The organism is Falsiroseomonas selenitidurans (assembly GCF_012103215.1).
Lineage (GTDB): Bacteria > Pseudomonadota > Alphaproteobacteria > Acetobacterales > Acetobacteraceae > Falsiroseomonas > Falsiroseomonas selenitidurans.
This window is the reverse complement of record NZ_JAAVNE010000001.1, coordinates 246761-271047: the sequence shown is the minus strand read 5'-3', so window position 1 is coordinate 271047 and position 24287 is coordinate 246761. Positions and strand designations below refer to the sequence as shown.

Genomic DNA, 24287 nt, shown 5'->3' with positions numbered 1-24287 from the left:
CCGCGCGTGGCGGGGCGGATCAGGCCGCCGTCTCCGCCAGATGCGCCATGGCCGCATCCACCCCGCCGGGGCTGTGCGGCACCCCTTGCAGGCGCAGCCCGATCTCGGTCGCCGCCAGGGTGCCCAGCAGCATCGGCTCGTTCAGGTCGCCCAGATGGCCGATGCGGAAGACCTTGCCGTTGAGGCGGGACAGGCCGGTGCCGAGCGCCACGTTCATGCTGCCGACGCGTCGGCGCAGCGCCTCCGCATCATGGCCTTCCGGCATCAGGACCGAGGTGACGGAATCGGAGACGCGCTCGGGCGAAAGGCAGAACAGCTGCGGGCCGTTGTTGCCGGCCCAGTGGCGCACGCAGCGGCGGGTGGCTTCCGCCAGGCGGGTATGGCGGGCCAGCACATTGTCCAGCCCCTCCTCCTGCTCGATCAGGCGCAGCGCTTCCCGCAGGCCGTAGAACAGGGCGATGGGCACGGTGCCGATGAAGCTGCGGTGGCGCCGTGTCAGCATCGTGGTCCAGTTGAAATAGTGCTTGGGGAAGGTGGAGGCCTTGTGGGCTGCCATCGCCTTCTCCGAGACGCCGGTGAAGGCGAAGCCGACCGGCAGCATCAGCCCCTTCTGGCTGCCGCCCACCGCGGCATCGATGCCCCAATCGTCGAAGCAGAATTCGATGGAGCCGAGCGAGGAGATGATGTCGGCCAGCAGCAGCGCCGGATGCTTGGCTTCGTCCAGCGTGGCGCGGAGGCGCGGCAGGTCCAGCGTCATGCCGGTGGAGGTTTCGTTGTGCACGGCACACACCGCCTTGATGGCGTGCCCCCTATCGGCTGCCAGCGCCGCGGCGAGATCGGGATAATCCACGCCGCGGCGCCAATCGGCGGCCAGGGTCTGGACCTCGATGCCGAGGTCGGCGGCCATCTTGCCCCAATGCTCGGAGAAATGGCCGGTCTCGATCACCAGGATGCGGTCGCCGGGCGAGAGCAGGTTGACCAGCGTGGCCTCCCACGCCGCATGGCCGGTGCCGGTGTACATGAACAGGTGCTGGTTGGTGCGCAGCACGCGCTTCAGCCCTTCCAGGCAGGCATCGTAGACGGCGAGGAAATCGGGGGCGTTGAAATCCACCGTGTGGTGGCTGACCGCCTGCAGGATGCTGTCCGGGATGTTGGTGGGACCCGGATTGGCGAAGAAGTGGCGGCCGCGCGGTGTCATCTGCCTTGTCTCCCCAGGGGTCTTGCCCCCGCTTCCCTTGTCCCGCCGTTCGGCGGAAAAGAAAAGCCTTGGTGGCGGATGGAGCGGCATGTCCCTGATCGGCGAACGGGCGGCGGTGGTCAGCCTCGGTACCTCCTGCCAGACGGCGCGGCATGTCAGCCTGAACGTGACGCTGCTGCGGGCGCGGCTGGACCCGACCATGCAGTTGCGGACGCTGCCCTTCGACTGGTGCCTGGCCCCGCCGGGGGCGGTGGCGCGCTGGCTGCGCGGCCCGGTGCGGGTGCCGCCGACGCTGGCGGAGCTGGTGCCGGCGAAGCGGCCCTTCTGGGCGCGGCAGGGCGTTTGGCTGTGGCACGACCCGGTGGAGGAGGCGGCGGATTTCACGGCGCTGGCCGGCCGCCTGCAGCGGCGCTGGGCGCGGATGCTGGCGCTGCGGGCGCTGGAGCGGCGGGTGTTCATCCTCTCCAACACCCAGAACAACCTGGACCGGGTGCGCGACGGCGCGCCGCAAACCCTGGATTTCCGCCTGACCGCCCAGCGGATGCGGGACGTGGCGGCGGCGGTGGCATCGGTGTTCGGGCCGGACGGCAACAGCCTGCTGTTCGTCGCCTATGCCGACCGCCTCACGCCGGATGCGCGCCTGGCCGGCTTTCCGCTGGCGATCCTGGAGCCGGATGCCAGCGACCATGATGGCGATGCGGCGCAGTGGCGGGCGGTGCTGGAACGGCAGGTGGCGGCCTGATCACCGCCGGCGCCCCGCCAGCACGGCCAGCGCGGCCGCAACCTGCAACGCCGCCGCGGCGAGGAACAGGGAGGCCGAGCCGGCATCGTCGCGCAGCAGGGCGAAGCCGGCCGGCGCGAAGGCATAGGCGGCCTGGCCGCAGGCGGTGACCAGCGCCACGGCGCGGGCCGTGTCGCCGGCCGCGAAATCCCGCTGCACGATCATCGGCGGCAGGGAGGTGACATTGCCAAGTCCCAGCCCGAACAGCACCAGCCCGGCCAGCAGCAGCGGCACCTGCACCCCGCCGGAGGCGAGCAGCAGCAGCGACCCGGCGGCCTGGAGGGCAAAGTTGGCGGCGGCGACCCGGCGGCGATCCGCCGCCTCCGGCAGCAGGGCGCCCACCAGGCTGCGGCCGAGGATGGCGCAGGCCGTCGCCAGCCCGGCGGCGAAGCCGGCCCCCTGCGCGCCGAGCGGCCCGGCGATCAGCGAGAACAGGTGCACGATCAGCCCGATCTGCGCGAACAGCGACAGCGCCGTGGCGAGCGCAAGGGTCACGAAGCCGCGGTCGCGCCAGAGACGGCTGCCGGGCAGGGTGGGCGCGGGCCTCGGCGCAGGGCCGGGCGGCGGCGCGGCGAGACCATCCGGACTTTGCCCCCAGGCTTCGGGGCCGCCCGCGAGATACCGGCCGGACAGCCACCAGAGCAGGCAGGCCATCGCCGCGCCCAGCAGCAGCGCCGCCTGGGCGAAGCCGAGGCCTTCGATCAGCGCCACCCAGAGCGGCGAGAACAGGGCCCCGCCAACCGAGGCGCCGTTATAGGCCAGGCTCAGGGCCGCGGGCCGGCGGCGGATGAACCAGGGCGCGACCATGGCATTGATCGCCGCCCCGCCGGTCATCGCCCAGCCGGCGCCGCTGATCATGGTGGCCGCATGAAGCTGCCAGGGCTCGCCGGCCAGTGCCCAGGCGACCACGCCGAGCCCCGCCAGCACCCCGCCAAGCCGCGTGGCGCCGGCGAGGCCAAGGCGCCGGTGCAGCGCCGGCAGCCAGGCGACCACGGCGGCGCTGGCCAGGAAATGGCAGGTGATGGCGGTGGCGATGAGCGGCACCGGCCAGCCGCGCGCCCGCTGCACCGCCAGCAGGAAGACCGGCGGGCCGTAGAAGCCGATGCCCCAGCCCAGCACGGCCACCGCGAAGGCCGCCCAGGCAACGCGCCAGCCGCGGAAGGGCGAGGCTGGCGGGGCGGCAGGCGGCGGGGCGGTCAGGGGCAGCGACATGGGACATTCTCCGGCTGCCCCCAGCCTGCGGTGGCGGGCCAGGGGCATGGTGCGGCGCCGGCCGAAGCATGCGGCGCGGCCGCGGCTTCAGCCTGGCGGGGACCCGGCCGGAACCGCCGCACCTGCCCGCCCTCGCCCCGATCCGGGCGCGGCCTCTCGCCGCCGCCGGCCTGGCCTGCCGGCTGCTTCGAACGGCACCGGAGCCGCCAGGACGTGCTGGCGGCGGTGGCCGCGGGCGGCCATGCTTCGGTCCGGGCCGAAGCATGGCGCGCAGCACCGGCCCATGATCTGCCGCCGTGATCGGGAGCCCTGCCATGTCCAGCAACGCCGCCATGGCCGAGACCGCCGCCCTGGTGGGCGACCCCGCCCGCGCCTGCATGCTGAACGCCCTGATGGATGGCCGCGCGCTGACAGCGGGGGAGTTGGCGGGCGCGGCCGGCATCACCGCGCAGACCGCCAGCGGGCATCTGGCCCGGCTGGCGGCTGCCGGGCTGCTGGCGATGGAGCGCCAGGGGCGCCACCGCTACCACCGGCTGGCCAGCCCCGCGGTGGCGCGGATGCTGGAGGCGATCATGATGGTGGCCGGCGCCGCGCCACCGCCGGCGCGGCCGCGCCGCACCGGCCCGGCAGATGCAGCAATGCGACGCGCGCGCACCTGCTACGACCACCTGGCCGGCCAGCTTGGCGTGGCGATCGCCGACGCCATGGCGGCGCGGGGGCAGGTGGAACTGGCGACGGATGGCGGCGCGGTGACGCCGGCGGGGGAGGATTTCCTGGCCGGGCTCGGCATCACGTCGCAAGCGGTTGGGTCACGCCGCGCCTTCTGCCGGCCCTGCCTGGACTGGAGCGAGCGGCGCCATCACCTGGCCGGCGGGCTGGGGGCGGCGCTGTGTGCGCGCTGCTTCGAACTCGGCTGGGTGAAGCGGGTGCCGCAATCGCGCGCCGTGCTGGTGACGCGGGCGGGGGAGGCGGGGCTGCGCCGGGCCTTCGGGATCGAGCTGGACTGACGGCGCCGTGGTGGGGCTGGGCGCGTCCGGCGCCATGCCGTAGAGCCTGAGCCATGCCCGACCTGACCCAGCTCGCCTTGTATTTCGCTGCCGCCCTGCTGCTCGCGGTCACACCCGGCCCCGGCCTCTTCTACGTGGCGGCGCGCAGCTTGGCCGGTGGGCGGGCGGAAGGCGTGGCTTCCAGCTTTGGAACCGGCCTGGGCGGCATGGTGCATGTGCTGGCGGGCAGCCTGGGCGTTTCGGCCGTCCTGCTGGCGAGCGCGGAGCTGTTCACCATCCTCAAGCTGGCCGGGGCCGCCTATCTGGTCTGGCTGGGCTTCCGCACCCTCCAGGCGGCACGCCGGGATCGGGCGCCGGACCTCGGCGCGGGCCTGGCACAGCCACCGATCGGGTCCGGGCGGGCGTTCCGGGAGGGCGTGCTGGTGGAGGCGCTGAACCCGAAGACGGCGGCCTTCTTCCTGGCCTTCGTGCCGCAGTTCCTGGATCCGGCCGCGGGCCCTGTCGCCTGGCCGTTCGTCGCCCTTGGCTTCATCTCGGTTGCGCTGAACACGCTGGCCGATATCGTGGTGGCCTTCGCGGCCAGCCGCATCCGGGATGGCGCGGCGGCGCGCCCGGGGCTGATCCGGCGCCTGCGGCTGGGCTCGGGCGGTGCCATGGTCGCGCTTGGCCTCGGCCTGGCCCTGGCGCGACGCCCGGCCGGCTGAGCGTCGCCGCCGTTACCCCACGGCGGTGCCGCCGATGGTCAGCCCGGTCATCTTCAGCGTCGGCTGGCCGACGCCCACCGGCACGCCCTGGCCCTGCTTGCCGCAGGTGCCGATGCCGGCATCCAGCGCCATGTCATTGCCCACCATCGCCACCTTGGTCAGCGCATCCGGCCCGTTGCCGATCAGCGTCGCGCCCTTCACCGGCGCGCCGATCTTGCCATCCTCGATCAGATACGCCTCGCTGGCGGAGAAGACGAATTTGCCGGAGGTGATGTCCACCTGGCCGCCGCCGAAATTCACCGCGTAGATGCCGCGCTTCACGCTGGCCAGGATCTCGCCCGGGTCGCGGTCGCCGCCCAGCATCACCGTATTGGTCATGCGCGGCATCGGGATATGGGCGTGGGACTGCCGCCGCCCATTGCCGGTCGGCGCCACGCCCATCAGCCGCGCATTCTGCCGGTCCTGGAGAAAGCCCACCAGGATCCCGTCCTCGATCAGCGTGGTGCGGCCCGAGGGCGTGCCCTCGTCATCCACGCTCAGCGACCCGCGGCGGTCCGGCATCGTGCCGTCATCCACCACGGTGACGCCGGGGGAGGCGATGCGCTGGCCGAGCAGGCCCGCGAAGGCGCTGGTCTTCTTGCGGTTGAAATCGCCTTCCAACCCATGGCCGATCGCTTCGTGCAGCAGGATGCCGGGCCATCCCGGGCCCAGCACCACCTCCATCTCCCCGGCCGGGGCCGGGACGCTGTCGAGGTTCAGCAGCGCCTGGCGCAGGGCTTCCTCCACCGCCGATTTCCAGGTGGCCTGGTTCAGCACCCGCTCATAGGCGAAGCGGCCGCCGGTGCCGGTGCTGCCGGTCTCCTTCCGCCCGTCGCTTTCCACCACCACGGCGACGTTCAGCCGCACCAGCGGGCGCAGATCGGCAACCCGTGACCCATCCGGGCGCAGGATCTGCACCGCCTGCCATTCCCCGAAGATGGAGGCCATCACCTGGCGCACCCGCGGGTCCCGGGCGCGGGCATAGGCGTCGATCTCCGCCAGCATCGCGGTCTTGGCCGCGAACTCCATGGCGGAGAGCGGGTTGAGGTCGGAATAGAGCCGGGTGTTGGTGGCGCGCGGGCCGACATCCAGCGTGCCGGAATGGCCGGCGGCCACCGCCTTCACCGTCTCTGCCGCCCGCGCCAGGGCGGCTTCCGACAGCTCCGCGGCATGGGCGTAGCCGGCGGCCTCCCCGGCCACGCTGCGCAGGCCGAAGCCGCTGGTGACGTCGAAGCTGGCGGAGCGGATGCGGCCATCCTCCAGGCTGATCGCCTCGCTTTCCCGGTGTTCCAGGAACAGCTCGCCATCCTCCGCCCCCGCGGTCGCCGCGCGCGTCAGCCGTTCGGCGGCGTCGCGGTCCAGCCGGGCGAAGAACAGCGCGTCGGTGGCAGCCAGGGCATCGGTCACGGTGGGTCCTTCACATGGTGTTCCGCCCCGGCATATGGGGCGGTGAGCAGGCGGGCGGGAGGGAAGCGGAGCACGGCGAGGGTGCCGGGGCCGGGCGGTGCCTCCAGCGCCACCGACCCGCCCAGCGCCTCGGCCAGGGTGCGGGCCATGTAGAGGCCGAGGCCGGAGCCGTGAAAGCGGCGGGCCAGGGAATTGTCCACCTGGGTGAAGGGCTCGAACACCCTTTCCCGGTCCTCCGGGGCGATGCCGATGCCGGTATCGGCGACGCGGATCGCGAGCCCGGTGTCGGTCACGCCGGCGGAGAGGGTGATGCAGCCGCCGGGCGGGGTGAACTTCACGGCGTTGGACAGCAGGCTCAGCAGCAGCTGGTGCAGACGCCTGGCATCGCCGCGGAGCGCCGGCAGGCCGTCCGGCACGTCCAGCACCAGGGTAAGGCCGGCCTTGCCGGCATCCTGCGCGATGGCGGCGCCGGCCTCCTCCAGCAGCGGCCCAACGCCCACCGGGTGCTCGGCGATCTCGAGCGCCCCGGTCTGGCTGCGGGCGACGTCCAGGATGTCGTCGATCAGCAGCAGCAGGTGGCGCCCGGCCTCGTTGATCGATCGGGCGAAATCCTCCAGCCGCTTGCGGTCGCGCTCCTGCGCCAGCGCGTCGCTGAAGCCGATCACCGCGTTCAGCGGCGTGCGCAGCTCGTGGCTCATCGTCGCCAGGAAGCGGGACTTGGCCTCGGAGGCGGCTTCCGCCGCGATGCGGGCACGTTCCAGCTCGGCGCGGATGCGGTAGTCCTCCGTCACGTCGCTGAAGGTCATGACAAAGCCGCCATCGGCGGTGGGGTCGGAGGCGGCCTCGATCACCCGGCCATCGCGCGTGCTGCGGTGGTAGCGGTAGGAGCGGCTGCGGTCGTTCGCCTTGGCGCGGGCCCCGGCCTCGGCCGAGATCTCGCCGCGGCGCACCTGTTCGTCCAGCACCTCATCCACCAGCCGGCCGGGCTGCAGGAAATCCGCCGGCAGGCCGATCATCGGCGCGGTGCGGCTGTTGGTGGTGATCAGCCGGCGGTCCGGGCCGTACATGACGATGCCCTGGCGGATCGAGCTCTGCATCGCCTCCAGCATGGCGGCGCGGCGGCTGGCCTCCGATTCGGCGCGGTGCAGGGCGGTGACGTCGGTCAGCACGCTGATATGGCCGCCATCGGGCAGCGGCGCGACGCGGCTTTCCACCGCCGTGCCGTTCGGGCGGACATGGCGCAACAGGCCCTGGCCCGGGGGTTCCGCCGGGCGGCGGCGGACCAGCGCGGCCTCGGCGGCGGTGAATTCCCCTTCCGCTTCGCGCCGTGCCACCATGTCGTCCAGCAGGTCCCCCACCACGATGGGGGAGCCCGCCATGATGCGGCCATAGGCGCTGTTGAAGCGCACCACGCGGCGGTCCGGCCCGTAGACGCAGACGCCATGCGGCAGCGCGTCCAGCACCCCGTCAAGCAGGGCGGCGCGGCGGCGGGCCTCGTCCTCCGCCCGTTTCAGCGGGGTGACGTCGTCCACCTCGATCATGAAGCCGCCCTGCGGCAGGCGCTGGCTGCCGACGCGCAGCACTTCCCCGGTGGGGCGCAGGCGCTGGCGGGTGCCGGGCTGGAAGCGGCCCTCCTGCACGCGTTCCGCGGTTTCGGCGCGCTCCGCGGCGTCCATCTCGCCGCGCTGCTCCAGCAGGGCCAGGATCTCGCCATGCGCCATGCCGGGGCGGATGGTGCCGGCCGGCAGGCCGATCAGCCCCTCATAGGAGGGGTTGGAAAGGCTCAGCAGAAGGTCCGCGTCGAACAGCGCGACCCCGGCCTGGAGCCGGCTGAGCACCGCTTCCAGAAGCCGCGCGCGGGCGGCCGAATCGGCCTCGGCCCTGGCCATGGCGCTGACATCGGCGGTGCAGGTCAGGAAGCCGCCCGCCGGCAGAGGCCGGCTCTCGACGGCGAAGATGCGGTCGTCGCTGCTGCGGACCAAGCGGCTGTGCGGGCGGCTGCGGTCGATCGCCAGCACGCTGCGCACGAGGTTCTCCGGCTCTCCCCGCCCATAGGCGCCGGCCCAGGCCAGCAGCCGGACGATTTCCCCGAAGGCCATGCCGGGCTGGGCGCGGGCAGGGTCCAGGCCATGCCAGGCAAGGGCACCGTCATTGGCCAGCACCAGGCGGTGGGCCGAATTGTAGACCGCGACCGCCACCGGAAGGGCGGCGCAGATGGCCGCCAGCGAGGGCGGCGGCGGAAGCTCGGCGTCCGCGCTCACGGGGACGGGGGCGCGGCGGGGCGCAGCGCGTGCAGCGCCACCAGCGCGGTGCCCAGCACCAGCACCGCCACCGCCTGGTGCAGCGTGCCGAGCGAGACCGGCACCACATGCAGCAGCGTCACCACGCCCAGCGTGTATTGCAGGGCAACCGCGGCGCCGAAGCCCAGCACGGCACCCCGCGCGCCGCCCGCCGGCAGGCGGCGCAGCGCCGCCCAGACCGCCCCGGCGGCACACAGCAGCGTCAGCGTCGCCAGCAGGCGGTGGTTGAACTGCACCGCGGCGACGTTGCTGGTCAGATTGGTCCAGGCCGGCGACAGCAGCCAGTAGCCATCCGGCACCAGCTGGCCATCCATCAGCGGGAAGGTGTTGAAGGAGAGGCCGGCGCGGATGCCGGCGACGAAGCCGCCGGCCAGCAGGGCGCCCACCAGCGCCCAGGCGGCGACAAGCAGCATCCGCCGCACCGGCCGCGCCGCCGCCGGCGCCGTGCCTGCCGGCCGCAGCAGGCCGAGCGCGGTCCAGACCAGGGCGGCGAAGATCGCCAGCGCCAGACCCAGATGGATCACCAGCCGGTAGGGAGAGACGGCAGTGCGGTCCGCCTCGAATCCGGAGGCCACCATGTACCAGCCGATCGCGCCCTGCAGCCCGCCCAGCGCCAGCAGCCCCAGAAGGCGCGGCTTGCTGCCCGGCGGGATGCGGCCGCGCAGCCAGAACCAGGCGAGGCCGGCGGCATAGGCCAGCCCGATCAGCCGGCCCCAGAAGCGGTGGATCCACTCCAGCCAGAAGATCTCCTTGAAACCCTCCAGCCCGAAGCCCTGGTTGACCAGCGCGTATTGCGGGATGGTCCGGTACAGGTCGTACAGGCGCTGCCATTCCGCCTCGCTCAGCGGCGGCAGGGTTCCGGAGAGCGGCGCCCATTCCATGATGGACAGGCCGGAGCCGGTCAGCCGTGTGGCGCCGCCGATCGCCACCATGATCCAGACCAGGCCGGCAACGAAGAGCAGCCAGGTGGCGACGGCCCGCGCCTGGGCGTGGCGGGTTGCGGCGGGGAGCGGGGCGGGCGGGTCGAAGGGCATGACACTACCATAGGGGCGCCTGCGCGATTGCGCAGCATCCGCCGCTCCATGGCGGGGATGCCCGGCGGGCTGCTTGCCGCCCGCTGCGCCCCCTGCTACCCCGCCCGGCCATGGCCCCCGACCTGTCCCCGAGGCCGGACCGGCCCGATGGCGCCGATCCCGCCGCCGCGCCGCTGATCTCCATCGTCATCCCGATGCGGAACGAGGGGCCGAACGTCCTGCCGCTGATCGCCGAGATCGCCGCGGCGATGGCCGGCACGGCGCATGAGGTGGTCTGCGTCGATGACGGATCCACCGACGACACGGCGCAGCGCCTGGTGGAGGCGGCCGCGCGGCATCCCGTCGTGGTGCTGCGGCACCGGGTTTCCTGCGGCCAGTCGGCCGGCGTGGTCAGCGGCGTGATGGCGGCGCGGGCGGCCTGGATCGCGACCCTGGACGGGGACGGGCAGAACGACCCGGCGGATATTCCGACTCTCTGGGCGCGGGCCCGGGCGGAGGCTTCCGGCGATATCCTGGTGGCGGGCCACCGGACGAAGCGGCGCGACAGCGGCGTGAAGCGGGTGACCAGCCGGATGGCCAATGCGGTGCGCGCCCGGCTGCTGGGCGATGCAACGCCCGATACCGGCTGCGGGCTGAAGGTGTTCCCGCGCGCCCTGTTCCTGGACCTGCCGCGCTTCGACCACATGCACCGCTACCTGCCGGCGCTGGTGCTGCGCGCCGGCGGGCGGGTGGTGAGCGAGCCGGTGAACCACCGGCCGCGGCTGCGCGGGCAGTCCAACTACGGCACGCTGGACCGTCTCGCGGTCAGCATCGCCGACCTGCTGGGCGTGATCTGGCTGCAGCGCCGCTGGAAGCGGCCGGTGGCGGAGCGCGTGCCGGTGCCGGCGGATGGCCCGGTGCCGCACCCCTGATGCAGCGCCTGCCGGAACGCTGGCGGTCCCTGGCGAAGCTGCTGCTGCTGGCCGCCGGCCTGCTGGCGGCCGGCGCCCTGCTGCGGCAGATGGGCGGCGTGCCCGGCACCGGCTGGGTGGACCGCAGCATCCGCGACGAGGGGCTTTGGGGCGAGCTGGTCTTCGTGCTGATGGGCGCGGCGCTGACCGCCGCCGGCGTGCCACGGCAGAGCGTTGCCTTTCTCGGCGGCTATGCCTTCGGCACCGTGCTGGGCAGTGCGCTGGGCCTGGTCGCGCAGCTTCTGGGCTGCGCCACCAGCTTCTTCTGGGCGCGGCTGCTGGGGCGGCCTTGGGCGGAGCGCCGGATGCAGGGCCGCTTCGGCCACCGGCTGCGGCCGCTGCGCGACGTGCTGCGCGCCGACCCCTTCGCCGCCACGCTTGCGCTGCGGCTGCTGCCGGTGGGCAACAACCTGGCGCTGAACCTGCTGGGCGGCATGGCCGGGCTGGCGGCGGGGCCTTTCCTGGCCGCCTCCGCGCTGGGCTACCTGCCGCAGACCGTGGTCTTCGCCCTGCTGGGCAAGGGCATCAGGGTGGAGGGCGCCTGGCAGTTGGCGCTGGGCATCGGGCTGTTCGGGCTCTCCATCCTGATCGGGCTGCTGCTGCTGCGCCGGCACCGCGCCGGGCGGGCGCTGGGCGGCGAGGGGTGACGCGGCCGGAGCGCGCAACCACCTTCTCGGTTGCGGCGGATCAAGGACCGGGACGCGGCATCGCCGGACAAGGACGGCTGGAGGGATGCGGGCCATGGACACGGATGTCGCCATCATCGGGGCCGGGCCGGCGGGCCTGGCGCTGGCCTGCGCGCTCGCCGACGGCGGGCTGCGCGTCACCCTGCTGGAACGCGCGCCGGAAGCCGCGCTCGCCGCGCCGGCCTTCGATGGGCGGGAGATCGCGCTGACCCGCCGCTCGCAGGCGATCCTGGCGGCACTCGGCGCCTGGGCGCGGATTCCCGTGGCGGAGACGGCGCCGCTGCGCGCGGCGCGGGTCATCAATGGCACCACGCCCTTGGCGCTGGATCTGGCGCCGGCGCAGGGCGGCGAGCCACTGGCCCGGCTGGTGCCCAACCAGGCGATCCGCCGCGCGCTGTTCGAGGCCGCGGCGGCGACCCCGGCGCGGCTGCTGGCCGGGCGGGCGGTTGAGGGACTGGCGCTGGCGGCGCGCGGCGCGACGCTGACGCTGGAGGGCGGCGAGCGCCTGGCGGCGCGGCTGGTGGTGGCGGCGGATTCGCGGTTCTCCGCGGCGCGGCGCCTGGCCGGGATCGGCGCCGCAATGCTGGATTTCGAGCGCACCATGATCGTCGCCCGGGTGACGCATGAGGCACCCCATGAAGGCGTGGCAACAGAGTGGTTCGGCCATGGCCAGACCATCGCCATGCTGCCGCTGAACGGCAGGATGTCCTCCGTCGTGCTGACGTTGAGGCCGGGGGAGGCGGCGGCGGCCATGGCGCTGGGGGCGACGGCCTTCGGCGCCGAGGTGACGCGGCGCTATGCCGGGCGGCTCGGCGCCATGGCGCTGGCCGGCTCGCGGCACGCCTATCCGCTGGTGGCGGCCTATGCGCATCGCTTCGTCGGGCGGGGCTTCGCGCTGCTGGGGGATGCGGCGGTGGGCATGCACCCGGTGACGGCGCATGGCTTCAACTTCGGCCTGTCCGGCGCCGCCAGGCTGGCCGGCGCGATCCGGGAGGGGCAGGAGCCGGGGGATGCGACGGCGCTGTTCCGGTATGCCGCGGCGCATCGGGCGGCGACGCTGCCGCTGTTCCTGGCCACCAACGCCGTGGCGCGGCTGTATTCGGACGACCGGGCGCCGGCGCGGCTGGCGCGGGCGGCGCTGATCGGCGCCGGGGCGGCGCTGGCGCCGGTGCGCCGGGCGATGGTGGCCGCCCTTTCGGCCACCGACCACGGGCTGCGGCCGGCGGGGCGGCGGGCCTGATGGCTGTTTGACGACGGCGCTGCAGCAGGGGCGGTGCTCGGCGAGGGCCTGGCCGGCAGGTCGGAAGCGGACCTGGCCAAGTCCCTGCCGGCGGTCGCGGCCCCGGCCCGGCCTTTCAGTGCAGGACGAACTGGCCCCCCGCATAGCGCAGCTCCGCCGGGCGGATCAGCGCGGCGGAGGCGACACGGACGGAATGCAGCGGCCCCTCGATCTCGCGCTGCCAGAAGGCCAGGAAGCGGCTGAGCGCGGGGAAGGAGGGGGCCAGGTCGTGCTTCTGCCAGATGAAGGTCTGCAACAGGCCCGGATGGTCCGGCATGTGGTAGAGGATCTCGGCGGTGGTCAGGCGCCAGTCCGGCGGGGTGGCGGCGCCGGCGAGGCCGGGGCGGGCGAAGCGTTCGAGGCCGGTGAGTTCCATCGTGCTCCTTTCAGGCCCGGCGGTCGGAACGCCGTCGGGCCGTGTCGCGCAACCCGGGCCGGTTTGGCCCGGGTCGACGAGCATGCCATGGGGTGAGCCATGGCCTGCAAGAAAAAAATGAATGCGATCAAGGTGTTAGCACTCGCACTCCGAGAGTGCTGCCGATACTTGACGCGGGCGATCGGCTGGACTACATCGTTGGCACTCCTCTGGGGGGAGTGCCAACGGGCGCCAGGCTCGGGTTCGTTGGCCGGAAGATCTCCGGAAGAGCTTGCCATTCACTGGAAGCGACAGGAGAGGCTCAATGAGCTTTCGACCGCTGCATGACCGCGTTCTCGTCCGCCGTGTCACGGCTGAGGAAAAGAGCAAGGGCGGCATCATCATCCCCGACACCGCCAAGGAAAAGCCGCAGGAAGGCGAAGTGATCGCCGTCGGCTCCGGCACCCTGAACGACAAGGGCGAGCTCCGCGCGCTCGACGTCAAGGCCGGCGACCGCATCCTGTTCGGCAAGTGGTCGGGCACCGAAGTGAAGCTCGATGGCGAGGAGCTCCTCATCATGAAGGAGTCCGACATCATGGGCATCCTCGACGCCCCTTCCGTGGCGAAGGCGGCCTGATCACGGCGGCGGGCCTGGGCGCCTCCGGCGCCCGGCCCCACCTGCCGGCCGGTCGGCCGCTGCTTCGCCTGGTTTCCTCAACGGATCGATAGGGATTTAGACACATGGCTGCCAAGGACGTGAAGTTCGGCGCCTCTGCGCGCGAGAAGATGATTCGTGGCGTGGACATTCTGGCCGACGCCGTGAAGGTGACGCTGGGCCCGAAGGGCCGCAACGTCGTCATCGACAAGAGCTTCGGCGCGCCGCGGATCACCAAGGACGGCGTGACCGTCGCCAAGGAGATCGAGCTGGCCGACAAGTTCGAGAACATGGGCGCGCAGATGGTGCGCGAAGTGGCCTCGAAGACCAACGACACCGCCGGTGACGGCACGACGACCGCGACCGTTCTGGCGCAGGCGATCGTCCGCGAGGGTGCCAAGGCGGTTGCCGCCGGCATGAACCCGATGGACCTGAAGCGCGGCATCGACAAGGCCGTGACGCAGATCGTCGCCGAGCTGGAAGCGAAGACGAAGAAGATCACCACCTCCGCCGAAGTGGCGCAGGTCGGCACGCTGTCTGCCAACGGCGAGTCCGAGATCGGCGAGATGATCGCCAAGGCGATGGAGAAGGTCGGCAACGAGGGTGTCATCACCGTCGAGGAAGCCAAGTCCATCCAGACCGAGCTCGATGTCGTCGAGGGCATGCAGTTCGACCGCGGCTACGTCTCCCCGTACTTCATCACGAATGCGGAGAAGATGATCGCGGAGATGGAGAACCCCTACCTCCTCATCTTCGAGAAGAAGCTGTCCCAGCTGCAGCCGATGCTGCCGCTGCTCGAAGCCGTCGTGCAGTCCGGCCGCCCGCTGGTGATCGTGGCCGAGGACGTCGAGGGCGAGGCGCTGGCCACCCTGGTGGTGAACAAGCTGCGTGGTGGCCTGAAGATCGCCGCCGTCAAGGCGCCGGGCTTCGGTGATCGCCGCAAGGCGATGCTGGAAGACATCGCGATCCTGACCGGTGGCCAGGTGATCTCCGAGGATCTCGGCATCAAGCTGGAGAACGTGACCCTGCAGATGCTGGGCCGCGCCAAGCTGGTGAAGATCGAGAAGGAGAACACCACGATCGTCGACGGCGCCGGCGAGAAGTCGGAGATCCAGGGCCGCTGCGAGCAGATCAAGGCGCAGATCGAGGAGACCACCTCGGACTACGACCGCGAGAAGCTGCAGGAGCGCCTGGCGAAGCTGGCCGGTGGCGTCGCCGTCATCCGCGTCGGCGGCTCGACCGAGGTCGAGGTGAAGGAGCGCAAGGACCGCGTCGACGACGCGCTGCATGCGACCCGCGCCGCCGTCCAGGAAGGCATCGTCCCCGGCGGTGGCACCGCGCTGCTGCGCGCTTCCACCAACCTGCACACCCTGAAGGGCGCGAACAGCGACGAGCAGGTCGGCATCGAGATCGTGCGCCGCGCGATCCAGGCGCCGCTGAAGCAGATCGCCGAGAACGCCGGCAAGGACGGCGCTGTGGTGGCCGGCGAGGTGCTGCGCACCGACACCTACACCTACGGCTACGACGCCCAGAAGGACGAGTACAAGGACCTGGTGGACGCCGGCATCATCGACCCGACCAAGGTCGTGCGCACGGCGCTGCAGGATGCGGCGTCCGTCGCCTCCCTGCTGATCACCACCGAAGCCATGGTGGCCGAGCGCCCGGCGAAGTCGGCCCCGGCCGGCGGCGGCGGCGGCGGCGGCATGGGCGGCATGGGCGGCGACATGGATTTCTGATCCCGCTCGGGGTGGCCGGGAGACCGGCCATCCCACGGATCAGGCAATCGCCGAAGGAAGAGGCGGGCCCGCGGGTCCGCCTCTTTTTTTTGCACCAAGACACAAATCTGACAACGCCGTGACCAGTGTCCTGCTTCCTTTGACACTGCAAGACGGCGCCGCGCAGGATGACCGTGTCATTGCGTCTCGGCTTGCCGTGCCTCCCGGACCACGCCCCGGGCCAGCCACCAGGTTCCGCCGCCGCATGGCGCCCCGCCCGGGCGATCGGCGTCCGGGCGCGCTTCGACTGGAAGGAGCCTGGTTCGCATGGCGACGGGTACCGTGAAGTGGTTCAACGCGACGAAGGGCTTCGGCTTCATCGTTCCGCAGGATGGCGGCAAGGATGTGTTCGTGCACATCACTGCCGTGCAGAAGGCCGGGCTGCAGGGCCTCAACGAGGGCCAGAAGGTGTCCTACGAGGTGGCGATGGAGCGCGGCAAGGCGGCCGCGACCAATCTGCGGCCGATGTGACGGCCTGATGGGCGGCCGGCATCGGCCGGACCGCCTTCCTCACATCCTTCGATGGGACACCGCCCGACGGGTCCCGTCAGCCCTCCTGCACCAGGATGCGCTGCGCGCCCAGTTCGCGCAGCACCCGTTCCGCCCGCTGCCGCATGGCGGCATCCGGCGCCCGCAGGCCGATCAGCGGTCCGTCCGAGGGCGGTGTGCGGGCTTGCGCCGCATCCGGCGTGACCCCGGCGGCCACCGCTTCCCCCGCCAGCCCGGTGCCGGCGCCGGCCGCGGTCGCGGCGGCGATGGCCGGCAGCACGGTGCCACCGCTGGCGATCACCAGCCCCGCCGCGCCCATCGCCGTCGCCGCCATGGCGATGCCGACATGCAACTGGCGCTGGTTGCGGATGTCGGCGCCTTCCGGGTCCTCGTCGGGCTGGTCCAGCGGGCGGTCCCGGTCGGTCGGCGCGGGCGAGGTTTCCGCCTGCAGCTTCGCACCCAGTTCCTCCCGCGCCCGGTCACGCGCGGCCTCGTCGGCGAATTCGCCCCAGACCACGGGCACCGCGCTGCCCGCATCGCTTTCGCCGGTCCACTGGCCGCTATCGACGGTGATGGCCATGGCGGGATCCTCCATTGTGTTCGCTCGACCGATACGGAACGCTGCCGGCGGCCGAGGTTTCCCGCCCTGGCCTGACGAGGAGATGCCCGAAGTGTTCGATCTGCCCGCGTTGGAGGCGGCCGCGAGGCTGGTCCACGCCGTCTTTCCGCCCACCCCGCAACTGGCCTGGCCACTGCTGGCGCAGCGCACCGGGGCGGAAGTCTGGGTGAAGCACGAGAACCACACGCCGACCGGCGCCTTCAAGGTGCGCGGCGGGCTGGTGTTCATGGAGCGGCTGAAGCGCGAACGGCCGCAGGTGCCGGGCATCATCTCCGCCACCCGCGGCAACCATGGCCAGTCGCTGGCCTTCGCCGGGCAGCGCCTGGGCGTGAGGGTGACGATCGTGGTGCCGGAGGGCAATTCGCGGGAGAAGAACGCCGCCATGCGCGCCCAGGGCGCGCGGCTGGTGGAGCATGGCGCGGATTTCGACGCGGCGCGGGCGCACGCCATGGCGCGGGCGGCGGCGGAGGGGCTGGAATTCGCGCCTTCCTTCGCGCCCGACCTGGTGCGCGGCGTCGGCACCTATGCGCTGGAACTGTTCCGCGGCGCACCGCTGCTGGATGCGCTGTATGTGCCGATCGGCCTGGGTTCCGGCATCTGCGGCTGCATCATGGCGCGGGACCTGCTGGGGCTGCGGACCGAGATCATCGGCGTGCAGAGCACGGGGGCCGATTCCTACGCCCGCAGCCTGGCCGCGGGCCGGGTGGTGGAGACGGCGCGGGCGGAGACGAAGGCGGATGGCATGGCGACGCGGGTGCCCGACCCGGCGGCGCTGGCGATCATCGCCAAGGGGGCGGCGCGCATCGTCACCGTGACGGATGAGGAGGTCGCCGCCGCGATCCGCGCCTATTGGCAGGATACGCACAACCTGGCGGAAGGCGCCGGCGCGGCGCCGCTGGCGGCCCTGCTGCGGGAGAGAGACCGGATGGCCGGGAGGCGGGTGGCCACCATCCTCTGCGGCGGCAATATCGACCTGGATCTGTTCCAGGACTGGGTGCTGGCTTGATGCGCCGGGGCTTGCCGGCGGCCGTGTGATCGGCCGGAATGGCGGGGAACCCCGAGGGATACACCGCCATGGCCGCCCCGCTGCTGCTGCGCAACTGCCGCCCCCTGGGCGGTGCCGCCACCGACATCCTGATGGCGGCGACGCGCATCGCCGCCATCGGCCCGGGGCTGGAAGCGCCACCGGGGGCGGGGGAGGAGGATGCGGCCGGGCTGCTGCTGCTGCCCGGGCTGGTGGAGGGCCACACCCATCTGGACAAGACCCTGTGGGGGATGGGTTGGTGGCGGAGCGAGGTCGGGCCGCTTCTGATCGACCGCATCGAGGGCGAGCGCGCCAGCCGCCGCGGCGGCTTCGACGCGGCCGGGCAATCCGCCCGCCTGGCGCGGGATTTCCTGGCCCGCGGCACCACGCGCATCCGCAGCTTCGCCGATGTGGATACGGAAATCGGCACCGCCCATGCGGATGCCCTGGTGGCGCTGCGGGAGACGCTGCGCGGCACCCTGGACATCCAGGTGGTGGCCTTCCCGCAATCCGGCCTGCTGGTGCGGCCGGGCACGCTGGCGCTGCTGGAACAGGCGCTGCGCAACGGCGCGGATATCGTCGGCGGGCTGGACCCCTCCGGCATCGACCGTGACCCGAAGGGGCATCTGGACGCGGTGTTCGGGCTTTCGGAGAAGCACGGCAAGCCGCTCGACATCCACCTGCACGAGCCGGGGGAGCTTGGCGCCTTCGCGCTGGAGTTGACGGTGGAGCGGACGAAGGCGCTGGGGATGCAGGGGCGCGTCGTGGTCAGCCACGGCTTCTGCCTGGGCGAGGTGGCGCGCGCGCCGGCGCTGTATGCGGCGCTGGCCGAGGCGGGGATCGCGGTGGCCACCACCGCCCCGCCGTCGCGCCCCGTGCCATCGGTGCGGGCGATGCGGGCGGCGGGCGGGCGGATCTTCGGCGGCAATGACGGGATCCGCGATACCTGGACGCCCTACAACACGCCAGACATGCTGCAGCGCGCCATGCTGATCGGGCTGAAGAACGAATTCCGGCGCGATGACGAGATCGCCTGGGCGCTGGATTGCGTCACCGGCTGGGCGGCGGCGGCCTGCGGCTTCAGCGGACACGGGCTGGCGGTGGGCGATCGCGCCGATCTGGTGCTGGTGGCGGCGGAGACGGTGGCGGAGGCGGTGGTGGCCCAGCCGCCGCGGCGGCTGGTGGTGAGCCATGGCAGAGTGGTGGCGCGGGACGGCGCGCTGCTCGGCTGAGCGCCCGCGGCCGGACGCGCCGCAGCCATGGCGCCGGCGGGTCAGATGACCTGGAAGCGCGCCTTGGCCGCGCGCTCGATGGCGCCGGCGATCAGGCGGTCGATGTCAAGGCCGATGCGCAGATCCTGCAGGAAGCGCAATTCCTCCTGCGTCGCGTCGCCATCGGCGGCGCAGACCTCGCAGGCCAGCAGGTAGGCGGTCTCCCGCAGTCGCATCGGCAGCGTGTCCCGCAGCATGATCATGGCGCGGTCCAGGCCATCCGTCCGGCCGAGCAGGGTGGCCACGGTGTCCGTCACCGTCTCGATATCCTGGCTGTGGAAATCGGCGAAGACCGGCAGGTCCTGCACCATGCGGGACATCATGGCGAGTTCGGAATCGGACATCGGGCCATCGGCCACCGACATCAGAACCATGGCGCAGACCAGGGCTTCCTGGGCGGTGAAGGTCGCGGCAGGGGGTTCGGCGGCGCGGGTGGGCATGACGGCTCTCCGATCTTCGGTGCACTGGTCGCGCCTGAGGGCGGGCGGGTCAAGTGCGGCACGCTACACATCCCAGCCGATGGCCCGCCGCAGGAAGGCGGCACCGAGGGCGGCGAAGCTTGCGACCTCGGCATTGTCCTTGCCGTAGCCATGGCCGCCGGCCTCCGGTTCCAGCAGCAGCGCATCATAGCCCAGCGCCTGCAGCTTCGCCGCCATCTTGCGGGCGTGGCCGGGATGCACCCGGTCGTCGCGCCGGGTGGTGGCCAGCAGGATCGGCGGGTAGGGCCGGCCGGGCTCGGCCGCGTGATAGGCGGAGAAATGGCGGATGAAGGCCCAGTCCTCGGCCTTGTCGGGGTCGCCGTACTCGGCCATCCAGGAGGCGCCGGCCAGCAGCTTCGTGTAGCGGCGCATGTCGATCAGCGGGATGGTGCAGAACAGCGCGCCGAAGCGTTCCGGGTAGCGCGTCAGCATGTTGGCGATCAGCAGCCCGCCATTCGATCCCCCCTCCGCCGCGATGCGGCCCGGCACCGTGACGCCGCGCGCGACGAGGTCGGCGGCGATGGCGGCAAAATCGTCGTGGCTCTTCACCTTATTGGCCAGGCGCCCGGCCTCGTGCCAGGCGGTGCCGAATTCCCCGCCGCCGCGGATCTGGCCGAGCACGGTGGTGCCACCCTTGGCCAGCCAGAGCAGACCGGCGGTCGCGGCATAGTTCGGCAGGCGGGAGACCTGGAAGCCGCCATAGGCGGACAGGTGCACCGGCGCGCGGCCGGTTTCGTCCTTCGGGCCAACCTGGACATAGGGGATGCGTTCCCCATCGCTGGACACGGCCTCATGCCGCGTCACCACCAGGCCGGTGGCGTCGAAGCTGGGGGAGGACGCCTTCAGCAAGGCCGGCGTGGCGGGGGTGGTGGCGGTCAGCAGCAGCCGCGGCGGCGTCACCGGGTCCTGCGCCATCACCAGCAGCGTGCCGTCGGATTCCTCGGCCTCGGCATCCAGCGGCCAGAGGTCCACCACGCCGATGCGCGGCAGGCCCGGCACCTCCTGGCGCTGCCAGGGTGCGCCCAGGGGCTTGCCCGGGGTCATCAGGGAAAACTGCGGTTCGAGATTGTCGAGGATGCTCAGCACCAGCGTGCCGTTGCACCAGGTGAAGCCCTGCAGGGCGCGGCGCGGGGCGGGGGTGAACAGCACCGCCGGCCGCGGGTCGCGCCGCAGCACCGAATCGAAGGACAGGCCGAGCAGCGTGTCCGGGGCATGGGTGGTGCCGGACGTGGTCCAGGGCGTGCGCGGCTTCACCGCGATATGGCCGCGCTGCCAGGCATAGAGGGCATCGGTGGGCAGCGGGATTTCCTGCTGCGGCCCGGTGCGGTCGCCCAGGTGCAGCCGCGCATCGTAGAAGCCGATCTGGTCGTGGAACACCACGACCTCCTTGCCGCCTTCGCGGTCCACCCCGGCGCCGGCGGCCATGCTGGCCTCCGGCACCTGGAAGATCACCGGGGCAGCCTGCGGATCCGTACCGCGCCGCCAGACCCGCACCGTGCTGGCATAGCCGGAGGAGGTGGCACCAAGCAGGGCGGAGGACAGCAGCAGCGTGTCGCGGTCCAGCCAGGCGGCGCTGGACTTGGCTTCCGGCAGGTGGAAGCCGTCCGCCGGGAAGGCGAGGGTGGCGAGGTCGAATTCCCGCAGCACCACGGCATCCCCGCCGCCGCGCGACAGGCGCAGCAGGGCGCGGTCATGGGTGCCGGGCAGGGTGGTGGCGCCCTTCCAGACCCAGTCCGCGGATTCCCTGGCGGCCAGCGCGTCCAGGTCCAGCAGGATCTCCCACGCCGGCTCGTCCCGGCGGAAGCTTTCCATCGTGGTGCGGCGCCACAGGCCGCGGGGGTTGGCGGCGTCCTGCCAGTAGTTGAACAGGTGCGGGCCGCGGCGGGTGACGTGCGGCAGGCGGCCGGGGCGGTCCAGCGCCTGGCGCAGCGCGTCGCGATCGGCCTCGTAGCGCGCATCGGCGTGGCGGCCGCGGGTGCGGGCATTCTGCGCCGCGACCCATTCCAGGGCGCGCGGGTCCTCCACCGCTTCCAGCCACAGATAGGGATCGTCATCCGGCGCATCGAGGGTCGGGCGCATGTCCATCTGCTTAGTCCTCCGCCAGGAAGTCGCGGGTTTCGGCCACCGCGTCGCGCAGCCCCATCCGCTGCACCACCACCCCTGGCGGCAGCCCGGCCAGCAGCCGTGTGGGGCAGGAGCGGTCGAGCAGCACGAAGACGCCCTTGTCGTCGCCGCGCCGGATCAGCCGGCCGAAGGCCTGGCGCAGCCGGTGGCGGGCGATGGCGTCGTCATAGGATTTCGGCTGACCTTCCGAGAGATGCGTGCGGCGTTCGCGGTGCAGGATGGAGGGGCGGGGCCAGGGCACGCGGTCGAAGACCAGCAGGCGCAGCGACCGGCCGGGCACGTCCACGCCGTCCCGCATCGCATCGGTGCCGAGCAGGCAGGCGGCTTCCTCGGCCCGGAACACGTCCACCAGCGTGGCATTGTCCATCGCGTCCACATGCTGGGCGTAGAGCGGGATGCCGCGTTCGGCCAGCGGCTGGGCGATGCGGGCCTGCACGTCGCGCAGCCGGCGCACCGCGGTGAACAGGCCGAGCGCGCCGCCGCCGGAAGCGGCGAACAGGGCGCGGTAGGCGCTGGCCACCTGGCCGGGATCGGCCTTGTTCACATCCTCCACCACCAAAGCGCGGGTGCGGGTGGCGTAGTCGAAGGGGGAGGCGACGGCGGCGCGGATGGCCGGGGTGGGCAGGTGGGCGGCGCCGGTGCGGGCTTCCGCGGCGCGCCAGGCGGCTTCCGGGTCTTCCTCCGCCATGTGGGTGGTGTGGTCGCGCAGCGTGGCGGAGGTGATGAGCAGGCCATGCGCCGGGGCGGCGACCGCCATGGCGAAGGGCTGGGTCGGGTCCAGGTGGTGGCGGTGCATGCCGCAATCGACCTCCCGCCCCTCCCGCCGGTCCAGCGCGAACCAGTCCACATAGTCCGGCCGGGTGCCGGGGGCGCGGGGCGGGGCGGCGAGGCTGCCAAGCATGGCGACCCAGGCCGCCAGCGGCATCAGGGCCCGGCGTTCCAGGCCGCGGCAGGCGGCCTCGATGCGGATGCGGTCGCCGAGTTCCAGCTCCTCCGCCTCATCCTCCAGCCGTGCCGCCAGCCGGTCGTGCAGGGCCTGGAGCGGCGTGCGCAGGCGGGTGAGGCCGGTGGCGAGGGCCTCCGCCGCCTGATGCACCGGTTCGGCCAGCGGATGGAGGTCGCATTCCAGGCCGTAGCCGGATTCCTCGTCCCGCGCCCGGGCCAGGACCTGGCGGCGGATGGCCTGCAGGAAGGCCTCAGCGGTGCCGCGCGCTTCCTCCCCGCGGTCTTCCGCCAGGCGGCTGGGCCAGCCGGGGCCGGGCAGGGCGCGGGCGGCCTGCAGCGCCTCCTCCAGCGGCAGCAGCAGGTCCGGGCGGTCGCCGATCAGCTCCTCCAGCCGCCGGGCCAGGCCGCGGGCGCGGGACCGGCCGCCTTCCGCGCCCAGCAGCCAGCGGCGCAGCTCCGCCGTCTCCGCCCCGGTGAGGTCGGCGGAGAAGGCGGCATCCGCCGCGTCGAACAGGTGGTGGCCCTCGTCGAAGACCAGGCGCAGGGGGCGGCCATCTTCGCCGCCGCCGAGTGCCGCCTGGATCATCACCAGCGCATGGTTCGCGACCACCAGCGTCGCGGTCCGGGCGCGGCGGATGGAATGTTCGACGAAGCACTGCTTGTAGTGGCCGCAAGCGGAGTGGATGCATTCGCCGCGGCGGTCGGCCAGCGGCCAGATGCTGTGCGGGCCGAACAGCTCCGCCAGCCAGCCGGGGAAGTCGCCGCCCTGCAGGTCGCCGTCCCGCGTTGCCAGCGCCCAGCGGGCGATCAGCGCCAGGGGCAGGGCCTGGCCGGCCATGGCGGCGGCACCCACCGCTTCCTCCATGTTCAGCAGGCACAGGTAGTTCTCCCGCCCCTTGCGGACCACGACATGGCGGCGGCGGTCGGCCGGGTCCGGGTAGAGCCGCGCAGTCTCCTGGTCGATCTGGCGCTGCAGGTTGCGGGTGAAGGTGGAGATCCACACCGGCGCGCCGTTGCGCGTGGCCCAGAGGCTGGCGGGCGCGACATAGCCCAGCGTCTTGCCGGTGCCGGTGCCCGCTTCCGCCAGCACCAGGTTGGGCGCGCCCGGGGTCTCCCGCGGCTGGAAAGCGCCGGCGGCGGCGGAGGCGTAGTCCGATTGCTGCGGCCGCTGCTCCGCGCCCTCGCCCAGGATGCGGGCCAGCGCCTGGCGCGATTCGGTGGGCGAGACGGCGTGGCTGGTGGGCGGCGGCGGTGGCGCGGCTTCCTCCCAATCCGGCAGGCGGCGCCACACCTTCAGCGGGTCCAGCGAGGGCCGGGCCTGGGGCTGGCCGAGGGCGGCGAGCACGCTGTCCGCCCATGGCCAGCCGGTCTCCGCGCCGAGCCTCGCGGCCAGGGCGGCGGCGTCCCGGTTCAGCGGCGTGTTGCGGCCGGCGGCCAGGTGGCGCAGCAGATCCGTCGCCAGCTCCGGCAGCAGGGCCGCCAGGGCTTCCTCCTCGGCCGGCGGGTCGCGCTCCAGCGCCATGGCGAGGCCGCGCGGGGTGGGCGCGGCGGGGCGGGCGGGCAGGCAGAAGGCAAACAGCTCCAGCAGGTCGCAGGCCGGAAAGGGAGCCAGGCCGAGCCGCTTCGCGCTGGCCGGGCCATGCACCAGCATCGGCGGCGGCAGGTCGCGCAGGCGGCGGCCGATCTCGATGGCAGGGCCGGAGAACAGCTCCCCCTCCGGGGTCAGCAGCGTGCCGCGGCCGAAGCCGGCGACCAGCGCGGGGCTGTCCGGCAGCAGCAGGCGGGGCTGCCGGAGTTCGGGGCGCGGCAGGCTCATGCCGCCAATGTGGCGGGCGCCGGCCAGGGAACAAAGAGGGAAAAGGGCTGGGAGATGCGAATTACCGTCCGGTGGGGGCGCCGAGGCCGGCGGGGGGAGGGGTGCGGCGGCCTGGCCGCGCCCCCCACCTCTCCCCCC

20 protein-coding genes and 1 pseudogene are annotated in these 24287 nt (G+C 72.9%); 11 read left to right on the top strand and 10 right to left on the bottom strand.

Annotated elements, in window-relative coordinates; all coding sequences use genetic code 11:
- Window positions 1-19: 19 nt before the first annotated feature.
- Complete coding sequence (locus HEQ75_RS01195; RefSeq protein ID WP_168027079.1) at window positions 20-1198, bottom strand: pyridoxal-phosphate-dependent aminotransferase family protein; 1179 nt, start codon at window positions 1196-1198, stop codon at window positions 20-22.
- An 88-nt stretch (window positions 1199-1286) separates the two neighbouring features.
- Between HEQ75_RS01195 and HEQ75_RS01190 the strand changes: the two genes are divergently transcribed.
- A complete protein-coding gene (locus tag HEQ75_RS01190; protein ID WP_168027078.1) occupies window positions 1287-1940 on the top strand; it encodes a hypothetical protein in 654 nt (217 codons plus the stop codon).
- On the opposite strand, the gene HEQ75_RS01185 is transcribed toward HEQ75_RS01190, so the two are convergent.
- Window positions 1941-3191 (bottom strand): MFS transporter, encoded by a 1251-nt coding sequence (locus HEQ75_RS01185; protein WP_168027077.1) that lies wholly within the window; start codon window positions 3189-3191, stop codon window positions 1941-1943.
- A gap of 314 nt (window positions 3192-3505) precedes the next feature.
- Here HEQ75_RS01185 and HEQ75_RS01180 point away from each other — a divergent pair, with 314 nt between their 5' ends.
- Both HEQ75_RS01180 and HEQ75_RS01175 read left to right on the top strand, forming a co-directional pair.
- Window positions 3506-4198 carry an ArsR/SmtB family transcription factor gene (locus tag HEQ75_RS01180; protein ID WP_168027076.1) on the top strand — a complete coding sequence of 231 codons (693 nt, stop codon included), beginning with the start codon at window positions 3506-3508 and terminating at the stop codon, window positions 4196-4198.
- Between the two features lie 53 nt (window positions 4199-4251).
- Complete coding sequence (locus HEQ75_RS01175) at window positions 4252-4902, top strand: LysE family translocator (protein WP_168027075.1); 651 nt, start codon at window positions 4252-4254, stop codon at window positions 4900-4902.
- Between the two features lie 12 nt (window positions 4903-4914).
- Here HEQ75_RS01175 and tldD read toward each other — a convergent pair whose 3' ends face one another.
- The 3 genes from tldD to HEQ75_RS01160 are packed head-to-tail and all read right to left on the bottom strand — an operon-like array spanning window position 4915 to window position 9682.
- A complete protein-coding gene (gene tldD, locus HEQ75_RS01170) occupies window positions 4915-6348 on the bottom strand; it encodes a metalloprotease TldD (RefSeq protein ID WP_168027074.1) in 1434 nt (477 codons plus the stop codon).
- Complete coding sequence (locus tag HEQ75_RS01165) at window positions 6345-8609, bottom strand: sensor histidine kinase (protein WP_168027073.1); 2265 nt, start codon at window positions 8607-8609, stop codon at window positions 6345-6347. The genes tldD and HEQ75_RS01165 overlap by 4 nt, the downstream gene beginning before the upstream one ends.
- Window positions 8606-9682 (bottom strand): COX15/CtaA family protein, encoded by a 1077-nt coding sequence (locus tag HEQ75_RS01160; RefSeq protein ID WP_168027072.1) that lies wholly within the window; start codon window positions 9680-9682, stop codon window positions 8606-8608. The genes HEQ75_RS01165 and HEQ75_RS01160 overlap by 4 nt, the downstream gene beginning before the upstream one ends.
- Before the next feature lie 110 nt (window positions 9683-9792).
- Between HEQ75_RS01160 and HEQ75_RS01155 the strand changes: the two genes are divergently transcribed.
- From HEQ75_RS01155 to ubiM, 3 genes and pseudogenes are all read left to right on the top strand, one after another.
- Entirely contained in the window at window positions 9793-10593 is an 801-nt protein-coding gene (locus HEQ75_RS01155) for a glycosyltransferase (RefSeq protein ID WP_168027071.1), read from the top strand.
- Window positions 10593-11279, top strand: coding sequence for a TVP38/TMEM64 family protein (locus tag HEQ75_RS01150; RefSeq protein WP_168027070.1), 687 nt, complete (start codon window positions 10593-10595; stop codon window positions 11277-11279). The genes HEQ75_RS01155 and HEQ75_RS01150 overlap by 1 nt, the downstream gene beginning before the upstream one ends.
- Window positions 11280-11292: 13 nt before the next feature.
- Window positions 11293-12558: pseudogene (gene ubiM, locus HEQ75_RS01145) on the top strand (5-demethoxyubiquinol-8 5-hydroxylase UbiM); the annotation flags it as partial.
- A gap of 115 nt (window positions 12559-12673) precedes the next feature.
- On the opposite strand, the gene HEQ75_RS01140 reads toward ubiM, so the two are convergent.
- Complete coding sequence (locus HEQ75_RS01140) at window positions 12674-12973, bottom strand: usg protein (RefSeq protein ID WP_168027068.1); 300 nt, start codon at window positions 12971-12973, stop codon at window positions 12674-12676.
- 304 nt (window positions 12974-13277) lie between these two features.
- On the opposite strand from HEQ75_RS01140, the gene groES reads away from it, so the two are divergent.
- The 3 genes from groES (at window position 13278) to HEQ75_RS01125 (ending at window position 15853) form a co-directional block, all read left to right on the top strand.
- Window positions 13278-13589 (top strand): co-chaperone GroES, encoded by a 312-nt coding sequence (groES, locus tag HEQ75_RS01135; protein WP_168027067.1) that lies wholly within the window; start codon window positions 13278-13280, stop codon window positions 13587-13589.
- A 104-nt stretch (window positions 13590-13693) separates the two neighbouring features.
- Window positions 13694-15343 (top strand): chaperonin GroEL, encoded by a 1650-nt coding sequence (gene groL, locus HEQ75_RS01130; RefSeq protein WP_168027066.1) that lies wholly within the window; start codon window positions 13694-13696, stop codon window positions 15341-15343.
- Window positions 15344-15649: 306 nt separating this feature from the next.
- Window positions 15650-15853 carry a cold-shock protein gene (locus tag HEQ75_RS01125; protein WP_168027065.1) on the top strand — a complete coding sequence of 68 codons (204 nt, stop codon included), beginning with the start codon at window positions 15650-15652 and terminating at the stop codon, window positions 15851-15853.
- Between the two features lie 76 nt (window positions 15854-15929).
- Here the strand turns inward: HEQ75_RS01125 and HEQ75_RS01120 are convergent, their stop codons facing one another.
- Window positions 15930-16451, bottom strand: coding sequence for a hypothetical protein (locus HEQ75_RS01120; protein ID WP_168027064.1), 522 nt, complete (start codon window positions 16449-16451; stop codon window positions 15930-15932).
- Window positions 16452-16533: 82 nt separating this feature from the next.
- On the opposite strand from HEQ75_RS01120, the gene HEQ75_RS01115 reads away from it, so the two are divergent.
- Window positions 16534-17496 carry a threonine dehydratase gene (locus HEQ75_RS01115; RefSeq protein WP_168027063.1) on the top strand — a complete coding sequence of 321 codons (963 nt, stop codon included), beginning with the start codon at window positions 16534-16536 and terminating at the stop codon, window positions 17494-17496.
- A gap of 68 nt (window positions 17497-17564) precedes the next feature.
- On the top strand, window positions 17565-18746 hold the full coding sequence (locus tag HEQ75_RS01110) for an amidohydrolase family protein (RefSeq protein WP_168027062.1): 1182 nt from the start codon (window positions 17565-17567) through the stop codon (window positions 18744-18746).
- Window positions 18747-18787: 41 nt separating this feature from the next.
- Here the strand turns inward: HEQ75_RS01110 and HEQ75_RS01105 are convergent, their stop codons facing one another.
- The 3 genes from HEQ75_RS01105 to HEQ75_RS01095 all read right to left on the bottom strand — a co-directional run bounded on the left by HEQ75_RS01105 (window position 18788) and on the right by HEQ75_RS01095 (window position 24149).
- Window positions 18788-19225 carry a tellurite resistance TerB family protein gene (locus HEQ75_RS01105; RefSeq protein ID WP_168027061.1) on the bottom strand — a complete coding sequence of 146 codons (438 nt, stop codon included), beginning with the start codon at window positions 19223-19225 and terminating at the stop codon, window positions 18788-18790.
- Window positions 19226-19288: 63 nt separating this feature from the next.
- Window positions 19289-21349 carry a prolyl oligopeptidase family serine peptidase gene (locus tag HEQ75_RS01100; RefSeq protein WP_168027060.1) on the bottom strand — a complete coding sequence of 687 codons (2061 nt, stop codon included), beginning with the start codon at window positions 21347-21349 and terminating at the stop codon, window positions 19289-19291.
- A 4-nt stretch (window positions 21350-21353) separates the two neighbouring features.
- A complete protein-coding gene (locus HEQ75_RS01095) occupies window positions 21354-24149 on the bottom strand; it encodes an ATP-dependent DNA helicase (RefSeq protein ID WP_168027059.1) in 2796 nt (931 codons plus the stop codon).
- Window positions 24150-24287: the final 138 nt, after the last annotated feature.